The 20,409-nt window shown below is 39.3% G+C and carries 31 protein-coding genes; 27 read left to right on the top strand and 4 right to left on the bottom strand.

Annotation, left to right across the window (positions count from 1 at the left end; all coding sequences use genetic code 11):
* Positions 1–48: 48 nt before the first annotated feature.
* Complete coding sequence (locus tag HZ311_RS07880; RefSeq protein WP_041684161.1) at positions 49–675, bottom strand: hypothetical protein; 627 nt, start codon at positions 673–675, stop codon at positions 49–51.
* A gap of 497 nt (positions 676–1,172) precedes the next feature.
* Between HZ311_RS07880 and HZ311_RS07885 the strand changes: the two genes are divergently transcribed.
* On the top strand, positions 1,173–1,763 hold the full coding sequence (locus tag HZ311_RS07885) for a response regulator transcription factor (RefSeq protein WP_023518900.1): 591 nt from the start codon (positions 1,173–1,175) through the stop codon (positions 1,761–1,763).
* A 375-nt stretch (positions 1,764–2,138) separates the two neighbouring features.
* Here HZ311_RS07885 and HZ311_RS07890 read toward each other — a convergent pair whose 3' ends face one another.
* The 3 genes from HZ311_RS07890 to rpiA all read right to left on the bottom strand — a co-directional run bounded on the left by HZ311_RS07890 (position 2,139) and on the right by rpiA (position 4,481).
* A complete protein-coding gene (locus HZ311_RS07890; protein WP_010734478.1) occupies positions 2,139–2,825 on the bottom strand; it encodes a 2,3-diphosphoglycerate-dependent phosphoglycerate mutase in 687 nt (228 codons plus the stop codon).
* 276 nt (positions 2,826–3,101) lie between these two features.
* Positions 3,102–3,686 (bottom strand): recombinase family protein, encoded by a 585-nt coding sequence (locus HZ311_RS07895; protein ID WP_010734477.1) that lies wholly within the window; start codon positions 3,684–3,686, stop codon positions 3,102–3,104.
* Positions 3,687–3,797: 111 nt separating this feature from the next.
* A complete protein-coding gene (gene rpiA, locus HZ311_RS07900) occupies positions 3,798–4,481 on the bottom strand; it encodes a ribose-5-phosphate isomerase RpiA (RefSeq protein ID WP_010734476.1) in 684 nt (227 codons plus the stop codon).
* Positions 4,482–4,787: 306 nt separating this feature from the next.
* Here rpiA and rpsL point away from each other — a divergent pair, with 306 nt between their 5' ends.
* The 26 genes from rpsL (at position 4,788) to secY (ending at position 20,396) form a co-directional block, all read left to right on the top strand.
* Positions 4,788–5,201, top strand: coding sequence for a 30S ribosomal protein S12 (rpsL, locus tag HZ311_RS07905; RefSeq protein ID WP_010734475.1), 414 nt, complete (start codon positions 4,788–4,790; stop codon positions 5,199–5,201).
* A gap of 91 nt (positions 5,202–5,292) precedes the next feature.
* A complete protein-coding gene (rpsG, locus tag HZ311_RS07910) occupies positions 5,293–5,763 on the top strand; it encodes a 30S ribosomal protein S7 (RefSeq protein WP_010734474.1) in 471 nt (156 codons plus the stop codon).
* A 78-nt stretch (positions 5,764–5,841) separates the two neighbouring features.
* Positions 5,842–7,926, top strand: a complete 2,085-nt coding sequence (gene fusA, locus HZ311_RS07915) for an elongation factor G (RefSeq protein WP_010734473.1) — start codon at positions 5,842–5,844, stop codon at positions 7,924–7,926.
* A gap of 172 nt (positions 7,927–8,098) precedes the next feature.
* Entirely contained in the window at positions 8,099–9,286 is a 1,188-nt protein-coding gene (gene tuf / locus HZ311_RS07920; protein ID WP_010734472.1) for an elongation factor Tu, read from the top strand.
* Between the two features lie 497 nt (positions 9,287–9,783).
* Complete coding sequence (gene rpsJ, locus HZ311_RS07925) at positions 9,784–10,092, top strand: 30S ribosomal protein S10 (protein ID WP_010734471.1); 309 nt, start codon at positions 9,784–9,786, stop codon at positions 10,090–10,092.
* A gap of 31 nt (positions 10,093–10,123) precedes the next feature.
* A complete protein-coding gene (rplC, locus tag HZ311_RS07930; RefSeq protein ID WP_010734470.1) occupies positions 10,124–10,753 on the top strand; it encodes a 50S ribosomal protein L3 in 630 nt (209 codons plus the stop codon).
* Positions 10,754–10,780: 27 nt separating this feature from the next.
* Complete coding sequence (gene rplD / locus HZ311_RS07935; protein ID WP_010734469.1) at positions 10,781–11,404, top strand: 50S ribosomal protein L4; 624 nt, start codon at positions 10,781–10,783, stop codon at positions 11,402–11,404.
* Positions 11,404–11,694, top strand: a complete 291-nt coding sequence (gene rplW, locus HZ311_RS07940; protein WP_002290449.1) for a 50S ribosomal protein L23 — start codon at positions 11,404–11,406, stop codon at positions 11,692–11,694. The genes rplD and rplW overlap by 1 nt, the downstream gene beginning before the upstream one ends.
* Before the next feature lie 38 nt (positions 11,695–11,732).
* A complete protein-coding gene (rplB, locus tag HZ311_RS07945; protein ID WP_010734468.1) occupies positions 11,733–12,563 on the top strand; it encodes a 50S ribosomal protein L2 in 831 nt (276 codons plus the stop codon).
* A gap of 42 nt (positions 12,564–12,605) precedes the next feature.
* Positions 12,606–12,884, top strand: coding sequence for a 30S ribosomal protein S19 (gene rpsS, locus HZ311_RS07950; protein WP_010734467.1), 279 nt, complete (start codon positions 12,606–12,608; stop codon positions 12,882–12,884).
* Positions 12,885–12,906: 22 nt separating this feature from the next.
* The gene (gene rplV / locus HZ311_RS07955; RefSeq protein ID WP_010734466.1) at positions 12,907–13,254 is read left to right on the top strand and encodes a 50S ribosomal protein L22; all 348 of its coding nucleotides are present in this window, start codon (positions 12,907–12,909) and stop codon (positions 13,252–13,254) included.
* A 13-nt stretch (positions 13,255–13,267) separates the two neighbouring features.
* Positions 13,268–13,924, top strand: a complete 657-nt coding sequence (gene rpsC, locus HZ311_RS07960) for a 30S ribosomal protein S3 (RefSeq protein ID WP_010734465.1) — start codon at positions 13,268–13,270, stop codon at positions 13,922–13,924.
* A 2-nt stretch (positions 13,925–13,926) separates the two neighbouring features.
* A complete protein-coding gene (gene rplP / locus HZ311_RS07965) occupies positions 13,927–14,361 on the top strand; it encodes a 50S ribosomal protein L16 (RefSeq protein WP_010734464.1) in 435 nt (144 codons plus the stop codon).
* A complete protein-coding gene (gene rpmC / locus HZ311_RS07970; protein WP_002288664.1) occupies positions 14,351–14,539 on the top strand; it encodes a 50S ribosomal protein L29 in 189 nt (62 codons plus the stop codon). The genes rplP and rpmC overlap by 11 nt, the downstream gene beginning before the upstream one ends.
* Before the next feature lie 24 nt (positions 14,540–14,563).
* Positions 14,564–14,830, top strand: a complete 267-nt coding sequence (rpsQ, locus tag HZ311_RS07975; RefSeq protein WP_010734463.1) for a 30S ribosomal protein S17 — start codon at positions 14,564–14,566, stop codon at positions 14,828–14,830.
* Positions 14,831–14,887: 57 nt separating this feature from the next.
* A complete protein-coding gene (gene rplN / locus HZ311_RS07980; protein WP_010734462.1) occupies positions 14,888–15,256 on the top strand; it encodes a 50S ribosomal protein L14 in 369 nt (122 codons plus the stop codon).
* Between the two features lie 36 nt (positions 15,257–15,292).
* Entirely contained in the window at positions 15,293–15,601 is a 309-nt protein-coding gene (gene rplX, locus HZ311_RS07985) for a 50S ribosomal protein L24 (protein ID WP_010734461.1), read from the top strand.
* Positions 15,602–15,629: 28 nt separating this feature from the next.
* Positions 15,630–16,169 (top strand): 50S ribosomal protein L5, encoded by a 540-nt coding sequence (gene rplE / locus HZ311_RS07990; RefSeq protein ID WP_010734460.1) that lies wholly within the window; start codon positions 15,630–15,632, stop codon positions 16,167–16,169.
* Positions 16,170–16,187: 18 nt separating this feature from the next.
* Positions 16,188–16,373: a type Z 30S ribosomal protein S14 gene (locus tag HZ311_RS07995; RefSeq protein ID WP_002356214.1), complete on the top strand. Its 186-nt coding sequence runs from the start codon at positions 16,188–16,190 to the stop codon at positions 16,371–16,373.
* Positions 16,374–16,409: 36 nt separating this feature from the next.
* The gene (gene rpsH, locus HZ311_RS08000; RefSeq protein ID WP_010734459.1) at positions 16,410–16,808 is read left to right on the top strand and encodes a 30S ribosomal protein S8; all 399 of its coding nucleotides are present in this window, start codon (positions 16,410–16,412) and stop codon (positions 16,806–16,808) included.
* A 31-nt stretch (positions 16,809–16,839) separates the two neighbouring features.
* Positions 16,840–17,376: a 50S ribosomal protein L6 gene (gene rplF, locus HZ311_RS08005; protein WP_010734458.1), complete on the top strand. Its 537-nt coding sequence runs from the start codon at positions 16,840–16,842 to the stop codon at positions 17,374–17,376.
* A 164-nt stretch (positions 17,377–17,540) separates the two neighbouring features.
* On the top strand, positions 17,541–17,897 hold the full coding sequence (gene rplR, locus HZ311_RS08010) for a 50S ribosomal protein L18 (RefSeq protein WP_010734457.1): 357 nt from the start codon (positions 17,541–17,543) through the stop codon (positions 17,895–17,897).
* Between the two features lie 20 nt (positions 17,898–17,917).
* Positions 17,918–18,418, top strand: a complete 501-nt coding sequence (rpsE, locus tag HZ311_RS08015) for a 30S ribosomal protein S5 (RefSeq protein ID WP_010734456.1) — start codon at positions 17,918–17,920, stop codon at positions 18,416–18,418.
* Between the two features lie 14 nt (positions 18,419–18,432).
* Complete coding sequence (rpmD, locus tag HZ311_RS08020; protein WP_010734455.1) at positions 18,433–18,612, top strand: 50S ribosomal protein L30; 180 nt, start codon at positions 18,433–18,435, stop codon at positions 18,610–18,612.
* 48 nt (positions 18,613–18,660) lie between these two features.
* A complete protein-coding gene (gene rplO, locus HZ311_RS08025) occupies positions 18,661–19,101 on the top strand; it encodes a 50S ribosomal protein L15 (RefSeq protein ID WP_010734454.1) in 441 nt (146 codons plus the stop codon).
* Positions 19,101–20,396, top strand: coding sequence for a preprotein translocase subunit SecY (secY, locus tag HZ311_RS08030; RefSeq protein ID WP_023518901.1), 1,296 nt, complete (start codon positions 19,101–19,103; stop codon positions 20,394–20,396). The genes rplO and secY overlap by 1 nt, the downstream gene beginning before the upstream one ends.
* Positions 20,397–20,409 lie beyond the last annotated feature (13 nt).

Consider the following 20,409-nt stretch of genomic DNA (forward strand, 5'->3'; position numbering starts at 1 on the left):
TGTATAGCGAGAAGAGATAGACTACCACTATTAAAATCTTTCCTAAGATCATAGCTTTTGAATTGGACTTTGTGTTAGTGTATTCAAACTTGCAATAGGGAACTCATCTGTAGCTGTGATGCGACAGCCACCTTTTGATGATCCAACATTGATCCATTTCTTCATATCAGAATTTGCATCTCTAAAGCGAGTACCTAATATTGTAGAGCCAATTAATCCAAGTAATGCGCCTGCTGGTCCTCCAGCCATTGCTCCTCCGAGAACCCCTACAGATTGTAGTAACGTTGCACAGGTTCCATAGTCGTCGCGAAGATTAGCCATGGAAGATTTTGAAGAAGCAAAAGCATTATAACCCCCTGTTTTAAACATTTCTGAGTAGGAAGCTCTGCCTGAAATATAGACAGTTGATTGCGCCCCATCGTATTTGTTTATTAAGTAAAATGCTTCTTCTTCAGAAAGTGAAGTATTTCCGGTTAATTGTTTTTTTGATTGAATCATTTGATTGAACTCTTGTTCAAACGCTAGCCACGTATCATTTGAAACACGTGTTACAGTAGCTTTTTGTTCTTCTGGAAGCTCGGAAGCATAAGCGGTTAAGGTTGAGGGGAATATGACGGATAAAATACAGAGTAGTCCCAAATTAGCAATAAAATACTTCTTTAACATTTTTTTCATGATCAATTATTCCTTCTTTCCAAAAAAATTATTTATTTTATAATAGTGTTTTTTGTATCAAAGTATGCATTTCTTGTATGTAAAAGTATCCACTATTTTAAAATGCTGAGTTGTTCTATCTCTTGACAACATTAATTGTAGAATAAAAAAATGCTTTTTAAAATAAGCAATGTGAGTTATTTTATTTCTCGTTTTACCTATTTAAAAACGAGTAGGCATGAAATATAATAAAAATAGAGAGTTTTTTTGTAAGCTTTTGTGTTCAATTATTGTGTAATAGAGAACTATCAGGGAGATACAGTTTGGTATAAATATAGTCACTGAATCAACAGAGGAAACTTGAGAAAAAGTTTTCAAGGGAATTTATTGGCTTATCTTCTTAGCTATTCTCCACACCTTATATAAATTACCAATGCTCTTTAGAAATAGCACTGTGTTTTTATTTAGAATTATCGGAGTATTTCATCGATTTAAATCGAAAGGGATGACAGATAGTAATGAAAATTATCTTATTTGATGACCATGAACTTTTTTTACAAAGCCTTGAATTATATTTAAGGAAGTATTTTGATCACTTTGTTACATGTAATCACCGTAAAGATTGTCTTGAAGTAGTCAAGCAAGAAAAACCAGATATTGTGTTGATGGATATTCGGTTAGGTGAGAAAAATGGATTAGAAGAAGGGGAAAAAATACTCAAGTTGTTTCCAGAAACAAAACTAATGTTTCTTTCAGGTAGCACATTGATAAGAAATTATGAAGAAGCAATAAACATGGGGGCAAAAGCATTTGTCAATAAAACAAGTTCAGTGGAAGATCTCGTGACGAAGATTCATCTAGTAAATGGGGGAGATACTATTTTTCCAGAATATGAAAAAATATATGTAAGTTTAACAAAAACGGAAAAAAAAATTTTGCAGTTGGTAGCTCAAGGTAAGAGCCAACAAGAAATTGCTGAAATTATTTATAGTAGTCGACGGACGGTTTCAACTCATATGCAACACATTTTCAACAAGTTAAATGTTCACTCTACCGTTACAGCTGTAGTACGTGGGATTGAGTTAGGAATTATTACAATTGAGATGTAGTTCTTATTTAAAAGTATGAGCATATTTTTTACATAATCATCTTCATCTACTTTATTGAATAGACAATTTCACATTAAGTAGTATATAAGTTTAGATGTCAATCTTACTATTTATTCGTTTAGTTAGATGAGTATTAACAATAAAACATTAAAGAAAGTGGACACTATCGCTTGGGGAATAATGTGGGTAGTGTCTATATTATTTTTTAGTCATTACTTGTATATGAAGAATAAGATTCTTTACCTAGTAACATTGATACTCTGAGCATTAAAGAGCTAAGACTACAGTTTATCCAATGTCTAAAAAAAAACAGCCCCTTCATCTCTTACAATAATAGGAGGTGAGGAGGCTGTCATACTTACAATAGAATATCTATTATAAGTAGTATTTTTTGATGACAGTCAAGTCGTCGTTTAATTCATAAACAAGTGGTTGACCTGTTGGGATTTCAAGATCCATGATGTCTTCATCAGAGATTCCTTCGATGTGTTTTGCTAATGCACGCAAAGAGTTACCATGTGCAGCAACTAAGACAGTTTTGTTGTCTAACAAAGCTGGTGCAATTTCGTCTTGCCAGAATGGCAATGCGCGTTCTAAAGTAACTTTCAAGTTTTCTCCACCAGGTACGTCGCGTTTGTCTAACATTGCATAACGACGATCGTTTGCTGCTGAACCTTCATCAGTTGCTTCCATTAATGGAGGAAGAGTGTCGTATGAACGACGCCAGATGTGAACTTGTTCGTCACCATATTTTTCTGCTGTTTCTTTTTTATTTAATCCTTGTAATTTACCATAATGACGTTCGTTCAAGCGCCATGATTTGATTTGTGGTACCCAAAGTTGATCTGAGTATTCTAAAATCAAGTTACAAGTTTTGATGGCACGAGTTAATACAGAAGTATAAGCAACATCAAATTCGATTCCAGCTTCTTTGATTTTACGTCCGCCTTCTTTTGCTTCTTCGATTCCTTCTGGTGCTAGGTTTACATCTGCCCAACCAGTAAATTGGTTCAATGCATTCCATTCGCTAAGACCGTGACGAGAAAAAACTAATTTTGGCATGTTTAACTCTCCTTTAAAATAAGTGTTATTTCTGAAAATTTCAGTTCTGCCTTATTGTACAATGTTTTTCATAAGATTTCCATTGTAAAATGAAAGCTGTTTGTTTAAAAGACCACAGACGAACTAAAAAAAAGGCTGTAAACAAGCGTTATTACAGAGCTTTCACTCAAAAAACTTGTTTGACAACCTTTTTATCTATTAAGTAAAATAATTTCTGTTTGTTTAGTGTGGGTTCTTTCGATCAATTATTGAAATCAACGGGTTTGTACTTGCTAATTAATTGAATAATTGCTGAAGCTCTTTTTCAGGTAGGTTGATATATTTGTAGCAAGTGCCGACTGAAACGCCACATTTTGAAGAAATAAATTGGATCGTTTCTTTCTTTTCATAGTAGAGACGACGAATTTTTTTGATTGTTTTGGCATCGATTTTTGGTCGTCCGCCGATTTTTCCTTTTTTGCGTGCTTCATCTAATCCAATCAGCGTGCGTTCTTTGATCAATGCACACTCCATCTCAGCTAATCCTTCCATCAATTGGAAGTAGACCGTCCCCATAGGTTCGCGAGTATCGATTTTTTCTGTGATGCTGACTAGATGTAACCCACGGTCTTTAAATAATTTCGTGAATTCTGTTAGTTGTCTTGTCGATTTTCCTAGATGATGAAGCTGGCAAATCACTAATGTATCGCCTTGCTCCATTTTTTCGATGACTTTTTCTAAACAAATGGCGTCAGATAAACTGTCTTTTTGACCATACGTTTCGTGAAAAATTTCGTGACAACCAAAATCAGAGAGTTTTTGCATTTGAGCCGTCGAATCGACATCATTAATAGTTGTACGTGCATAACCGATAATCTTCATGGTGATTCCTTTCTAGCAAAGTTTTCTAAGTGTTTGAGACAAGTAAAAATGTAGCATAAAGTAACTGAAAAAGATAGTTTTTTTAGGCATTTTCAACGAATCTCTTTCGCATTATTTTTGAAAGGGAGTATCGAGTACAGACACGCCATTTTCAGAGGCAACGACAACCTTTGAAACCATATTTAAAAACAAGCCGTGTTCGACGACACCGACTAATTGATCCAAATAAGTCGCTAATTTTTCGGGATCTTCGATTCGTTCTAAATGAAGGTCAATAATATAGTGCCCACTATCTGTTACGACGGTCTCACCAGTTTCTGTTTGACGTAATACAGGCTGATAGTTTTTTTCTTTAAAAAGACGCATCAGTTGTTGAGAACCATAGGGGATGACTTCGACAGGGAGTGGAAAGCGCCCAAGTTGATCCACCATTTTTGATCCATCGACGATCCAGATCGTTTGTTTTGAATAAGATGCAACGATCTTTTCAAATAAAAGAGCAGCACCGCCACCTTTGATCCCCTGAAAATCGGCACTGATTTCATCGGCACCATCGATCGTCAAATCGACGACTGGGACTTCATCAATACTTTTCAAAGGGATACCTAAGCTTTCTGCTTGTGCTTTTGTACCGCTAGAAGTAGTGACACCAGTGATTTTCAATCCTTCTTCGCGCATGCGTCGGCCAATTTCTTCTACCATATAATAGGCAGTAGAACCAGTTCCAAGTCCAACGATCATGCCATCTTCAACAAATTCTGCAGCTTTAATGCCTACTAATTGCTTTAAGTTCATTTCTATCCCTCCAGCATTTTTATAGCTCTTTAACTGCTATTTTAGCTTGATTTAATCGAAAAAGATAGAGAGCATAACACAATTTTTATAGGATAGAAAAAAATGTATATGTTTGGTTGACATTCTTTTTTATCCGTGATATTCTAACCAAGGTGCTTTATCTACAGGTCTCTGTTAAGAGACGTGCTGACTGTTTATCAAAGCATATTTGATAAAGATGCATAACTGCATTTATTTTTTATCGCAAAAAAAGAACCACCTGGATGTGTGGAACTAGATGTGAATCGTGGGAAGGAGGAACTAGGAATGCCTACAATTAACCAATTAGTACGTAAACCTCGTAAATCAAAGGTGGAAAAATCTAATTCACCTGCTTTGAACAAAGGATATAACAGCTTTAAGAAAACTCAAACAAACGTGAACTCTCCTCAAAAACGTGGGGTAGCTACACGTGTGGGAACAATGACACCTAAAAAACCGAACTCAGCTTTACGTAAATATGCTCGTGTTCGTTTGTCAAACTTAATTGAAGTTACTGCTTATATCCCAGGGATTGGTCACAATTTACAAGAGCATAGCGTGGTACTATTACGCGGTGGACGTGTAAAAGACTTACCAGGGGTACGTTATCATATCGTTCGTGGTGCACTAGATACTGCTGGTGTGAACGACCGTAAACAAAGCCGTTCTAAATACGGTACGAAAAGACCTAAAGCTTAATTTTAATTATTTACTACAAATGAAAATCGAACCTACTATATAATAGTCGTTCGATCAACTATGAAGAATATTTCGGAAGGAGGAGTTACGGATGCCACGTAAAGGTCCTGTTGCAAAACGTGATGTTTTACCAGATCCTATTTATAACTCAAAATTAGTAACTCGCTTGATCAACCGTGTAATGGTTGACGGAAAACGCGGTGTTGCTGCTAATATTATCTATAATGCCTTTGATTTGATCAAAGAATCTACAGGTAACGATCCATTAGAAGTGTTTGAACAAGCAATGAACAATGTTATGCCTGTTCTTGAAGTTAAAGCACGTCGTGTTGGGGGTTCAAACTATCAAGTACCAGTTGAAGTTCGCCCTGAACGTCGTACGACTTTAGCGCTACGTTGGGTAGTTAACTACGCTCGCTTGCGCGGTGAACACACAATGGAAGAACGCTTAGCGAAAGAAATCATGGACGCTGCAAACAATACTGGAGCTTCTGTTAAAAAACGCGAAGACACACACAAAATGGCAGACGCGAACCGCGCATTTGCTCATTATCGTTGGTAAGATCCTCTCTGTCTGTCGGCTAATCCCACAGCAGAAAGTCAATTTACAATCGATTTAAACAAAGAGAGGAGTAAGAAAATGGCAAGAGAATTTTCGCTAGAAAAAACTCGTAATATTGGTATCATGGCTCACGTTGATGCAGGTAAAACTACAACAACAGAGCGTATCTTGTACTATACTGGTAAAATCCATAAAATCGGTGAAACTCACGAAGGAGCTTCACAGATGGACTGGATGGAACAAGAACAAGAACGTGGTATCACGATTACATCTGCTGCCACTACTGCGCAGTGGAAAGGTTACCGCGTAAATATCATCGATACACCAGGACACGTAGACTTCACAATCGAAGTTCAACGTTCTCTACGTGTATTGGATGGTGCTGTAACTGTACTTGATGCACAATCAGGTGTTGAACCTCAAACTGAAACTGTTTGGCGTCAAGCAACTGAGTACCGAGTACCTCGTATCGTATTCTGTAACAAAATGGATAAAATCGGTGCAGACTTCTTATACTCAGTAAAATCATTGCACGATCGCTTACAAGCGAACGCGCATCCAATCCAATTGCCAATCGGTTCTGAAGATAACTTCACAGGTATCATTGACTTGGTAACGATGAAAGCAGAGATCTACACAAACGATCTAGGCACAGACATCCAAGAAACTGAAATTCCTGAAGAATATGCAGAACAAGCACAAGAATGGCGTGAAAAATTAGTCGAAGCTGTTGCTGAAACAGACGAAGAACTAATGATGAAATATCTTGAAGGTGAAGAAATCACTCAAGAAGAATTGATTGCCGGTATCCGTCGTGCAACAATCAACGTTGAGTTCTTCCCTGTGTTAGCTGGTTCAGCATTCAAGAATAAAGGGGTCCAATTGATGTTGGATGCTGTTCTTGATTACTTGCCATCACCACTTGATATTGAAGCAATCAAAGGTATTGACTCAAAAACAGACGAAGAAACAACTCGTCCTGCAGATGACGAAGCTCCTTTTGCTTCATTAGCATTTAAAGTAATGACTGACCCATTCGTAGGTCGTCTAACTTTCTTCCGTGTCTACTCTGGTGTCCTTGAAAGTGGTTCATACGTATTGAACGCATCAAAAGGCAAAAAAGAGCGTATCGGTCGTATCCTACAAATGCACGCAAACACACGTCAAGAAATCGACAAAGTGTATTCAGGTGATATCGCCGCTGCTGTTGGATTGAAAGATACAACAACAGGGGACACATTGTGTGCATTAGATGCACCAGTTATCCTTGAATCAATCGAATTCCCAGAACCAGTTATCCAAGTCGCTGTTGAGCCTAAATCAAAAGCTGACCAAGATAAAATGGGTGTTGCGTTGCAAAAACTTGCAGAAGAAGATCCTTCATTCCGTGTTGAAACAAACGTTGAAACAGGTGAAACAGTTATCTCAGGTATGGGTGAGTTGCACTTGGACGTATTAGTAGACCGTATGAAACGCGAATTTAAAGTTGAAGCAAACGTTGGTGCGCCTCAAGTTTCTTACCGCGAAACATTCCGTGAAGCAACAAAAGCGGAAGGTAAATTTGTACGTCAGTCTGGTGGTAAAGGTCAATACGGTCACGTATGGGTTGAATTTACACCAAACGAAGAAGGAAAAGGCTTCGAATTCGAAAACGCAATCGTTGGTGGTGTGGTTCCACGTGAATACATCCCAGCAGTTGAAAAAGGATTAGAAGAATCAATGAATAACGGTGTTCTTGCTGGATACCCATTAGTGGATATCAAAGCAAAACTTTACGATGGTTCATACCATGACGTCGATTCAAATGAAACAGCGTTCCGTGTTGCTGCATCAATGGCTCTAAGAGCTGCTGCAAAACACGCACGTCCTGTGATCCTTGAACCAATGATGAAAGTTACGATTACTGTACCAGAAGATTACTTAGGTGATATCATGGGACACGTAACAAGCCGACGCGGACGTGTCGAAGGAATGGAAGCACACGGTAATTCACAAATCGTTAATGCAATCGTTCCATTGGCAGAAATGTTCGGATACGCGACTACATTGCGTTCAGCAACTCAAGGTCGTGGTACATTCATGATGGTATTTGACCACTACGAAGACGTACCGAAATCTGTTCAAGAAGAAATCATTAAGAAAAACGGCGGAAAAGCTGAATAATTTCTTAAAGCAAGGTAGTCTCGTGAAGAGATTTATCTAGAGACTGTATTTTTTATGCAGTTTCGTGTAAAATAACTTTTGATGATACGGGCATGTGATCGGCAATTTTGTCTATCACATACCTATCAGACAAATAAAAATTAAACTGTAATTTTAGGGAGGATATTTTAAAATGGCAAAAGAAAAATTTGACCGTTCGAAACCACACGTTAACATTGGTACTATCGGACACGTTGACCATGGTAAAACAACTTTAACAGCTGCAATCACAACTGTACTATCTAAGAAAAACGGCGGCCAAGCAATGGCTTACGATCAAATCGATGGTGCTCCTGAAGAACGCGAACGCGGAATCACTATCTCAACAGCTCACGTTGAGTACGAAACTGACGCACGTCACTATGCTCACGTTGACTGCCCAGGACACGCGGACTACGTTAAAAACATGATCACTGGTGCTGCTCAAATGGACGGAGCAATCTTAGTTGTTTCTGCTGCTGACGGCCCTATGCCTCAAACTCGTGAACACATCCTATTATCTCGTCAAGTTGGTGTACCATACATCGTTGTATTCTTGAACAAAGTAGATATGGTTGATGACGAAGAATTACTTGAATTAGTTGAAATGGAAGTTCGTGACCTATTAACAGAATACGAATTCCCTGGTGACGATGTTCCTGTAATCGCTGGTTCAGCTTTAAGAGCTTTAGAAGGCGACGCTTCATACGAAGAAAAAATTCTTGAATTGATGGCTGCAGTTGACGAATATATCCCAACTCCAGAACGTGATAACGACAAACCATTCATGATGCCAGTTGAGGACGTATTCTCAATCACTGGTCGTGGTACTGTTGCTACAGGACGTGTTGAACGTGGACAAGTTCGTGTTGGTGACGTTATCGATATCGTTGGTATCGCAGAAGAAACAGCTCAAACAACTGTAACTGGTGTTGAAATGTTCCGTAAATTATTAGACTACGCTGAAGCAGGCGATAACATTGGTGCGTTATTACGTGGTGTTTCACGTGAAGACATCCAACGTGGTCAAGTTTTAGCTAAACCAGGTACAATCACACCTCATACAAAATTCTCTGCAGAAGTATACGTGTTGACTAAAGAAGAAGGTGGACGTCACACTCCATTCTTCACTAACTACCGTCCACAATTCTACTTCCGTACGACTGACGTAACTGGTGTTGTTGAATTACCAGAAGGAACTGAAATGGTTATGCCTGGCGACAACGTAACAATGGAAGTTGAATTAATCCACCCAATCGCTATCGAAAACGGTACTAAATTCTCAATCCGTGAAGGCGGACGTACAGTTGGTGCCGGTGTCGTTACAGAAATCAAAGCTTAATTCATTTTAAGCCTAACAAAGTAACATTTATTCGGACGTTGAAGTTCGAGGTAAGGATCTTGATCCTTTGCCTCGAACTTTTTTTATTTCAGCAAACAATTGATTAGAGGAGAGGCTATGAAAGAGAGGAATATCCAAAAATATTCTTAATATGTAGTGAATTGCCTTTTTCCTCTAAATAGGAGAATGGAAATTGGAAGGAAAAACCACAAATCCTTCTATAAAAAAGAGGAGGATTTCTCTTTTTTTAATTGAATGAAAATTTATGAAAATAAATTGTTTTTTACAGCAAAAAAACCTTGCGTTGTGAATTTAGATATATTATAATGACAAAGGTGCGTTTACCTTAGGTGAATGGCACAGACGAAATCAAAATGATTTTGTCGGCTAAGAAACGAGAGGTTGCGACACGCCCGGACGCTTTGCCACGAACGAGCGTGACGGAAATTTTCGTGGAGCTATGTCTACTTTTCAAAATAGGCGAAGGAGGGAACAAGATGGCAAAACAAAAAATTCGTATCCGTTTAAAAGCGTATGAACACCGTATTTTAGATCAATCAGCGGATAAAATCGTGGAAACTGCAAAAAGAACTGGAGCTGGCGTTTCTGGTCCAATTCCATTACCAACTGAACGCAGTCTTTACACAGTTATTCGTGCGACCCACAAATACAAAGATTCACGCGAACAATTCGAAATGCGTACACACAAACGTCTTATCGACATTGTGAACCCAACACCAAAAACAGTTGATGCTTTAATGAAGCTTGACTTACCATCAGGTGTTAACATCGAAATCAAACTATAAAAACTAAACTAATAATAATGGAGGTGTACTCATGACCAAAGGAATCTTAGGGAAAAAAGTGGGAATGACACAAATCTTCACTGAATCTGGCGAATTAATTCCAGTTACTGTTGTAGAAGCTACGCCAAACGTAGTACTACAAGTAAAAACAATGGAAACTGATGGCTACGAAGCTATTCAAGTTGGTTACCAAGACAAACGTGAAGTTTTATCAAACAAACCTGCGAAAGGTCATGTTGCAAAAGCAAACACGGCTCCTAAGCGCTTCATTCGTGAATTCAAAAATGTTGAGCTAGGAGAATATGAAGTAGGAAAAGAAATTACAGTTGATGTTTTCCAAGCAGGAGACATTATTGATGTAACAGGTACTACGAAAGGTAAAGGATTCCAAGGGGTTATCAAACGTCACGGCCAAAGCCGCGGACCAATGGCTCACGGTTCTCGCTACCATCGTCGTCCTGGGTCAATGGGTCCAGTTGCACCTAACCGTGTATTCAAAAACAAACGTCTTGCTGGCCGTATGGGTGGCAACCGCGTAACTATCCAAAACTTGGAAGTTGTACGTGTAGATGCTGAAAGAAACGTAATCTTGATCAAAGGTAACGTTCCTGGAGCGAAAAAATCATTAATCACTATCAAATCAGCTGTGAAAGCTAAATAATAGTAGGAAGAAAGGAGGAACTAAGGAATGCCGAATGTAGCATTATTCAAACAAGATGGAAGCCAAAACGGTGAAATCACTCTTAACGAAGAAATCTTCGGAATTGAACCAAATGAAAGTGTTGTTTACGACGCAATCGTTATGCAACGCGCATCATTAAGACAAGGAACACATGCGGTTAAAAACCGTAGCGCTGTTCGAGGCGGTGGCCGTAAACCATGGCGTCAAAAAGGAACTGGTCGTGCTCGTCAAGGATCAATCCGTTCACCGCAATGGCGTGGAGGTGGCGTAGTCTTCGGACCAACACCACGTTCTTACAGCTACAAACTTCCTAAAAAAGTTCGTCGTTTAGCAATGAAATCTGTATTATCAGAAAAAGTTGCAGAAAACAACTTGGTAGCAATCGAAGGATTAAGCTTTGATGCACCAAAAACAAAAGAATTCAAAGAAGTTCTTGCTAAATTATCTATTGACTCTAAAGTATTGGTTGTACTAGAACCTGGTAACGACTTTGCAGCTTTATCTGCACGTAACTTATCAAACGTTTCTGTAGTAACTTCTGACAACGTTAGCGTTCTAGATGTTGTATCAAATACAAAAGTTTTAGCAACACAAACTGCTCTTACTCAAATTGAGGAGGTGCTTGCATAATGAACTTACTAGACGTAATCAAACGCCCAGTGATCACTGAGAAATCAATGCTTGCCATGGATGACAAGAAATATACTTTCGAAGTAGACACTCGCGCAAACAAAACTTTAGTAAAACAAGCGGTTGAAGCTGCTTTTGACGTGAAAGTCAAAAACGTGAACATCGTGAACGTACGTGCGAAATTCAAACGTATGGGCAAATATGCAGGATATACAAAAAAACGTCGCAAAGCGATCGTTACATTGACTGAAGATTCAAAAGAAATCCAATTATTCGAAGCTGCTGAATAAGCAACACTCGATAACTGATTAAATTAGGAGGGGAAAACGTGGCGATTAAAAAGTACAAACCTACCACAAATGGCCGTCGTAACATGACAGGTTCTGATTTTGCTGAAATCACAACATCAACACCTGAAAAAACATTGTTACAGCCATTGAAAAACCATGCTGGACGTAATAACAACGGCCGCATCACTGTACGTCATCAAGGTGGCGGACACAAACGCCAATACCGCGTGATCGATTTCAAACGTAACAAAGACAACGTTGTTGCTACTGTTCAAACGATCGAATATGATCCAAACCGTTCAGCTAACATCGCGTTAGTACATTATGAAGATGGAGTGAAAGCTTACATCTTAGCACCAAAAGGACTACAAGTTGGAATGAAACTTGTTTCAGGTCCTGAAGCAGATATCAAAGTCGGAAATGCTCTTCCTTTAGAAAACATTCCAGTTGGTACTGTGATCCACAATATTGAAATGAAACCTGGTAAAGGTGGACAATTGATCCGTTCTGCTGGTACAAGTGCTCAAGTACTTGGTAAAGAAGGCAAATACGTATTGATCCGCTTGAACTCTGGTGAAGTTCGCATGATCTTAGCTGCATGCCGTGCAACAATCGGTTCTGTAGGTAACGAACAACACGAACTTATCAATATTGGTAAAGCTGGCCGCTCTCGTTGGATGCGTAAACGCCCAACTGTACGTGGTAGCGTAATGAACCCTAACGATCACCCACACGGTGGTGGTGAAGGTAAAGCTCCAATCGGACGTAAAGCTCCAGTTTCTCCTTGGGGTCAACCAGCTCTTGGTTACAAAACTCGTAACAAGAAAGCTAAATCAGACAAACTTATCGTTCGTCGTAAAAATAAATAATTACTTTGACCATGTGTCGCACATTTTGAGAGGAGGTTCACCATGGGTCGTAGTTTAAAGAAAGGGCCTTTCGTTGATGAGCATTTAATGAGTAAAGTTGAAGCTCAAGCAGGGGCCGAAAAGAAAAAAGTAATCAAAACTTGGTCTCGTCGTTCGACAATTTTCCCAAGTTTTGTTGGATATACCATCGCAGTATACGATGGACGTAAACACGTACCAGTTTACATCCAAGAAGATATGGTAGGACACAAATTAGGTGAATTCGCACCAACTAGAACTTATCGTGGGCATGTCGCTGACGACAAGAAAACGAGACGCTAATTCGAGGGGAGGATAAAAGCAAATGGCAGAACAAATCACATCAGCTAAAGCAACTGCAAAAACAGTTCGCACTTCACCTCGTAAAGCGCGTCTAGTAATTGACCTTATCAGAGGTAAAAGTGTTGCGGATGCAATTTCAATTTTGAAATTCACACCAAACAAATCTGCTGGGATCATCGAGAAAGTATTGATGTCAGCAATTGCAAATGCAGAAAACAACTTTGACTTAGATGTTGAGAACTTGGTAGTATCTGAAGCATTTGTTAACGAAGGACCAACAATGAAACGTTTCCGTCCACGTGCAAAAGGTTCAGCTTCACCAATCAACAAACGTACAAGTCATATCACGGTAGTCGTATCAGAAAAATAAGGAGGGATAATCTGTGGGTCAAAAAGTACATCCAATTGGAATGCGTGTAGGCATCATCCGCGACTGGGATGCAAAATGGTTTGCTGAAAAAGAGTATGCAGAGTTCTTACACGAAGATTTAAGAATCCGTAAATTTATTTCAACTAGACTTGCTGATGCTGCTGTATCAACAATTGAAATCGAACGCGCAACTGGCCGCGTAAACATTTCAATCCACACAGCTAAACCAGGTATGGTTATTGGTAAAGGCGGATCTGAAGTCGAAAACCTAAGAAAAGAATTAAACAAATTAACTGGTAAAAGAATCCATATCAACATCGTGGAAATCAAAAAACCAGATTTAGATGCTAAATTAGTAGGTGAAGGAATTGCACGTCAATTAGAAAACCGTGTTGCATTCCGTCGCGCTCAAAAACAAGCGATCCAACGTTCAATGCGTTCTGGCGCTAAAGGGATCAAAACTCAAGTATCTGGACGTCTAAACGGTGCGGATATCGCTCGTTCAGAAGGATACTCAGAAGGAACAGTTCCTCTTCACACTTTGCGTGCGGATATTGATTACGCATGGGAAGAAGCAGATACAACATACGGAAAACTAGGAGTTAAAGTGTGGATCTATCGTGGAGAAATTCTTCCAACTAAAAAAAACACTGAGAAAGGAGGGAAATAAACATGTTAGTACCTAAACGTGTAAAACACCGTCGTGAATTCCGCGGAAAAATGCGCGGTGAAGCAAAAGGCGGAAAAGAAGTAGCATTCGGTGAATACGGCTTACAAGCTGTTGAATCACACTGGATCACAAACCGTCAGATCGAAGCTTCTCGTATTGCTATGACTCGTTACATGAAACGTGGCGGGAAAGTATGGATCAAAATTTTCCCTCATAAATCATATACATCTAAAGCGATCGGCGTTCGTATGGGTAAAGGTAAAGGGGCTCCTGAAGGATGGGTTGCACCAGTAAAACGTGGTAAAATCATGTTTGAAATTGCAGGCGTTTCTGAAGAAGTAGCTCGTGAAGCATTACGTTTAGCTTCCCACAAATTACCAATGAAAACTAAGATCGTAAAACGTGAGGAAATGGGTGGTGAATCGAATGAAGGTTAAAGAAATCAGAGAATTAACCACTGCCGAAATGCTTGATCAAGAAAAACAATTAAAAGAAGAATTGTTTAATCTTAGATTCCAATTAGCAACAGGTCAATTAGAAAACACTGCACGTATTAAAGAAGTACGTAAATCGATTGCACGCATCAAAACAGTTTTGCGTGAACAAGCTAAGTAATTATGGAAGGAGGCCATTAAGCGTATGACTGAAGAAAGAAATCAACGCAAAGTTTATCAAGGTCGCGTGGTATCAGACAAAATGGATAAAACAATTACCGTTGCTGTCGAAACAAAGAAAAACCACCCTATCTACGGTAAACGTATGAACTATTCTAAGAAGTACAAAGTACATGATGAAAACAACACAGCAAAAGTTGGCGACATCGTGAGAATTATGGAAACTCGTCCATTATCAGCTACAAAACGTTTCCGTTTGTTGGAAATAGTCGAAGAAGCAGTTATTATCTAATAACACGAGATTTTCCTATATAGATTGAATGCAAAATCTGAAAGGAGGATACACAACGTGATCCAAGCAGAAAGTCGTTTAAGAATCGCTGATAATTCAGGCGCACGTGAAATTTTGACGATCAAAGTCCTTGGCGGATCTGGTCGCAAAACTGCGAATATCGGTGATGTGATCGTTGCTACGGTTAAACAAGCAACGCCAGGTGGGGTTGTCAAAAAAGGTGACGTCGTTAAAGCCGTTATCGTTCGTACAAAATCAGGAGCTCGTCGTGCAGACGGTTCATATATCAAGTTTGATGAAAATGCTGCAGTGATTATTCGTGATGATAAAAGCCCTCGTGGAACACGTATCTTTGGGCCAGTTGCACGTGAACTACGTGAAAACAACTTCATGAAGATCGTTTCTCTAGCACCAGAAGTTTTATAATCTTGAGACACTTAACAAAGGAGGTGCGAAACAGTTATGTTTGTTAAAAAAGGCGATAAAGTTAAAGTGATCACCGGTAAAGACAAAAACAAAGAAGGCGTTGTATTAGCAGCGTTTCCTAAACAGGATAAAGTAGTTGTCGAAGGTGTGAACATGATCAAAAAACACCAAAAACCTTCTCAAGCTGCTCCTCAAGGTGGAATTGTTGAGATGGAAGCGCCACTTCACGTTTCTAACGTGATGGTCATCGACTCTACTGGTGTAGCTGGCCGAGTTGGCTACAAAGAAGTAGACGGAAAAAAAGTCCGTGTTTCTAAAAAAACCGGTGAAGTTTTAGATAAATAAAAAGTTTAAGGAAGGAGGGTCTTACTGAATGAACCGCCTAAAAGAAAAATATCTTAAAGAAGTAACTCCATCATTGATGGAAAAATTTGACTATAGCTCTGTTATGCAAACACCTAAAGTTGAAAAGATCGTCATCAACATGGGTGTTGGTGATGCGGTATCAAACGCTAAAAACTTAGACAAAGCAGTTGAAGAACTAACTTTGATCACTGGACAAAAACCAATGATCACAAAAGCTAAAAAATCAATCGCTGGATTCCGTTTACGTGAAGGAATGCCAATTGGAGCAAAAGTTACCTTACGCGGAGAAAGAATGTACGAATTTTTAGATAAATTAGTATCAGTTTCTCTACCACGTGTACGTGACTTCCATGGTGTAAGTAAAAAAGCCTTTGATGGTCGTGGAAACTACACTTTAGGTATTAAAGAACAATTGATCTTCCCAGAAGTAGATTATGATTTAGTAGATAAAGTACGTGGTATGGACATCGTCATTGTAACGACAGCGAACACAGATGAAGAATCTCGTGAGTTGTTGACACAATTAGGCATGCCATTCCAAAAATAATTAAAGGAGGCGAACTACGTGGCTAAAAAATCAATGATTGCTAAAAACAAACGTCCTGCAAAACATTCAACACAAGCTTACACTCGTTGCGAACGTTGCGGACGTCCACATTCAGTTTATCGTAAGTTCCATCTTTGCCGTATTTGCTTCCGCGAACTTGCCTATAAAGGTCAAATTCCCGGCGTGAAGAAAGCTAGCTGGTAAAAAAGTAAATTCGCATAAGAAGGAGGTAAAAGTTCAATGGTCATGACAGATCCAATTGCAGATTTTCTAACTCGTATCCGTAATGCAAACATGGTTAAACATGAGGCTTTAGAAGTTCCTGCATCAAAAATTAAACGTGACATCGCTGAAATCTTGAAACGTGAAGGTTTCGTCCGTGATGTTGAATATATCGAAGATGACAAGCAAGGCGTGATCCGCGTTTTCCTAAAATTTGGTAAAAGCGGCGAACGTGTTATTACAAACTTAAAACGTATTTCTAAACCAGGCTTACGTGTTTATGTTAAAGCTGGCGAAGTGCCAAAAGTTTTAAATGGCTTAGGTATCGCTATTATTTCGACTTCTGAAGGTGTTGTCACTGATAAAGAAGCTCGTGAGAAAAACATCGGCGGCGAAGTTATCGCTTACGTATGGTAATCAAGTAGAATCTACAAGGAGGTGTCTTTAAGTGAGCCGTATTGGAAATAAGATCGTTGTGATCCCTGAAGGTGTAACTATCACTCAAGATGGAAACAACGTTACAGTTAAAGGACCAAAAGGGGAATTGACTCGTACATTTTCTGCTGATATCAAAATGAATATCGAAGGAAATGAAGTGACATTCACTCGTCCAAATGACAGTAAAGAAATGAAAACTATCCATGGAACAACTCGTGCTAACTTCAACAACATGGTTGTAGGTGTTAGTGAAGGTTTCCAAAAAGGATTAGAATTAATCGGGGTTGGGTACCGTGCGCAAATGCAAGGAACAAAACTTGTATTGAACGTTGGTTACTCACATCCAGTAGAAATCACACCACCAGCTGGCGTGACTGTTGAAGTCCCATCTAACACACAAGTAATTGTGAAGGGTGCGAACAAAGAAGAAGTTGGCGAATTAGCTGCGAACATCCGTGGTACTCGTCCTCCAGAACCTTATAAAGGTAAAGGTATTCGTTATGTTGGCGAATTCGTGCGCCGTAAAGAAGGTAAAACTGGTAAATAATCGTTTCGAAAAATTTCATAGAAGCCAGCAGCAGGAAAAAAGGATTTTGCTGAAGTATTTCTTCATTAAGAGAGAGTTTACTTGTGCCGCAGCTTCTATTTTTTCAAAACTGATCATTTCTACTGTCTGACAGTAGAAAAAATAAAAATAAAGAGGTGACAATTGTGATTACAAAACCAGATAAGAACAAAACACGTCAAAAGAGACACCGTCGTGTACGTAACACTATCTCTGGTACTGCTGAGCGCCCACGCTTGAACGTTTTTCGTTCTAACAAAAACATCTACGCGCAACTTATTGATGACGTAGCGGGTGTAACGCTAGCAAGTGCCTCTACCTTGGATAAAGAAATTTCAGGTGGAACAAAAACAGAAGCAGCACAAGCTGTCGGTAAATTAGTTGCTGAACGCGCAACTGAAAAAGGCATTAAAGTCGTAGTCTTTGACCGTGGTGGATACCTTTACCATGGCCGTGTGCAAGCTTTAGCTGAAGCTGCTCGCGAAAATGGACTAGAATTTTAGAAGAAGGAGGAATACCATTCATGGTTTATATCGATCCAAAACATTTGGAATTAGAAGACCGCGTTGTTGCAATTAACCGTGTAACAAAAGTTGTTAAAGGTGGACGTCGTCTACGTTTTGCTGCTTTAGTTGTTGTCGGTGACAAAAACGGACACGTAGGATTTGGTACTGGTAAAGCACAAGAAGTACCTGAAGCGATCCGTAAAGCAATTGAAGATGCGAAGAAAAACTTAGTTGAAGTACCTATGGTTGGTTCAACAATCCCACACGAAGTAATCGGTGCTTTTAGTGGTGGTAGAATCCTAATGAAACCTGCTGTTGAAGGTTCTGGGGTTGCTGCTGGTGGACCAGTTCGTGCCGTATTAGAATTAGCAGGGGTAGCAGATATCACTTCTAAATCTTTAGGCTCAAACACACCAATCAACGTTGTTCGCGCAACTGTTGAAGGTTTGAAACAATTAAAACGTGCTGAAGAAGTTGCAGCTCTACGCGGCAAATCAGTGGAAGAATTAATCGGATAAGGAGGACAAACATAATGGCTGAATTAAAAGTAACTTTAAAACGCAGTATTATCGGACGTCCTCAAAACCAACGCGATACTGTTAAAGCGTTAGGTCTTACAAAGATTAACAGTTCTGTGGTTAAGCCTGCTAATGAAGCAATCAAAGGCATGATCAACACTGTTTCTCACTTAGTGGACGTTGAAGAAGTTTAATTAAACAAATAAAATAAGAACTAGGACAATTAAGGAGGTGCCAAACCTATGAAACTTCATGAATTAAAACCCGCTGAAGGTTCACGCCAAGTACGTAACCGTGTTGGTCGTGGTACTTCTTCAGGTAACGGAAAAACTGCCGGACGTGGTCAAAAAGGACAAAAAGCTCGTTCAGGCGGTGGTGTACGTCTAGGATTCGAAGGGGGACAAACACCATTATTCCGTCGTTTACCAAAACGTGGATTTACAAATGTTAACCGTAAGGACTACGCAGTCGTTAATTTAGATGTCTTGAATCGCTTTGAAGACGGAGCTGAAGTAACTCCTGTTGCTTTAGTAGAAGCTGGAATCGTGAAAAACGAAAAAGCTGGAATCAAAGTTTTAGCTAACGGAGAATTGAACAAAAAGTTAACTGTGAAAGCAGCTAAATTCTCAAAAGCAGCACAAGAAGCAATCGAAGCGGCTGGTGGCTCTGTTGAGGTGATCTAATGCTTAAACTATTAAAAGACGCTTTTAAGGTCAAAGATATTAGATCGAAAATCCTTTTTACTGTATTTGTTCTCTTTGTTTTTCGTTTAGGGGCACATATCACTGTTCCCGGCGTAAATGCAAGCTCATTACAAGACCTATCTAGCTTACCGTTTTTCAACATGTTGAACTTGGTAAGTGGTAGTGCAATGCAAAACTTCTCGATCTTTTCGATGGGGGTTTCGCCTTACATTACTGCTTCGATCGTTATCCAATTATTACAAATGGATATCGTGCCACGTTTTGTGGAATGGTCGAAACAAGGTGAAGTTGGTCGTAAAAAGTTGAATCAGGCAACAAGATATTTGACGTTAGTATTGGCATTTATCCAATCTGTCGGTATCACAGCAGGATTTAACCAATACGCTCAATTAGGTTTTGTCAACAATCCAAATGTCTCTACTTATGTAACGATCGGTTTGATCTTAACTGCAGGAACGATGTTTGTTACTTGGTTGGGTGAACAAATCACTGAAAAAGGTATCGGTAACGGTGTGTCAATGATCATCTTTGCAGGGATCATTTCAAGATTACCGGAAAGTGTACGTGAAATTTATGAAGATTACTTCGTAAATATCAATTCTTCCGATATCTGGAGATCTGCAATTTTCGTTGCCATCTTACTAGTTGCGGTTCTAGCAATCGTGACATTCGTAACATTTTTCCAACAAGCTGAACGTAAGATCCCGATTCAGTACACAAAACGTATAGCAGGTGCGCCAACAAGTAGTTATCTACCGTTGAAAGTAAATGCTGCTGGGGTAATTCCGGTTATCTTTGCAAGTTCATTTATTGCGACACCAAATGCTGTGTTACAAGCGTTAAGTGGCCGATTCGGATCTGAAAATTGGTATAAAATAATGATGGAGATCTTTAACTATAATACGGTGCCTGGCGCAACGATTTATACGGTATTGATCGTCGCATTTACATTCTTCTATGCCTTTGTTCAAGTAAACCCTGAGAAATTAGCGGAGAACTTACAAAAGCAAGGAAGCTATATACCAAGTGTACGCCCTGGTAAGGGAACTGAAGAGTATGTCTCAAGCTTATTGATGCGATTAAGTACAGTCGGAGCACTATTCCTTGGTTTAGTGGCGTTATTACCAATCATTGCACAAATGATTTGGGATCTGCCACAATCAATCGGGTTAGGTGGTACAAGTCTGTTGATCGTGATCGGTGTGGCTTTAGAAACTGCGAAACAGTTAGAAGGCTTAATGCTGAAACGTAAATATGTTGGCTTTATTGAGTAAGAAAGCGTGTTGA

Origin of the sequence: Enterococcus mundtii (genome assembly GCF_013394305.1) — a bacterium.
In the GTDB taxonomy this organism is placed as follows: domain Bacteria; phylum Bacillota; class Bacilli; order Lactobacillales; family Enterococcaceae; genus Enterococcus_B; species Enterococcus_B pernyi.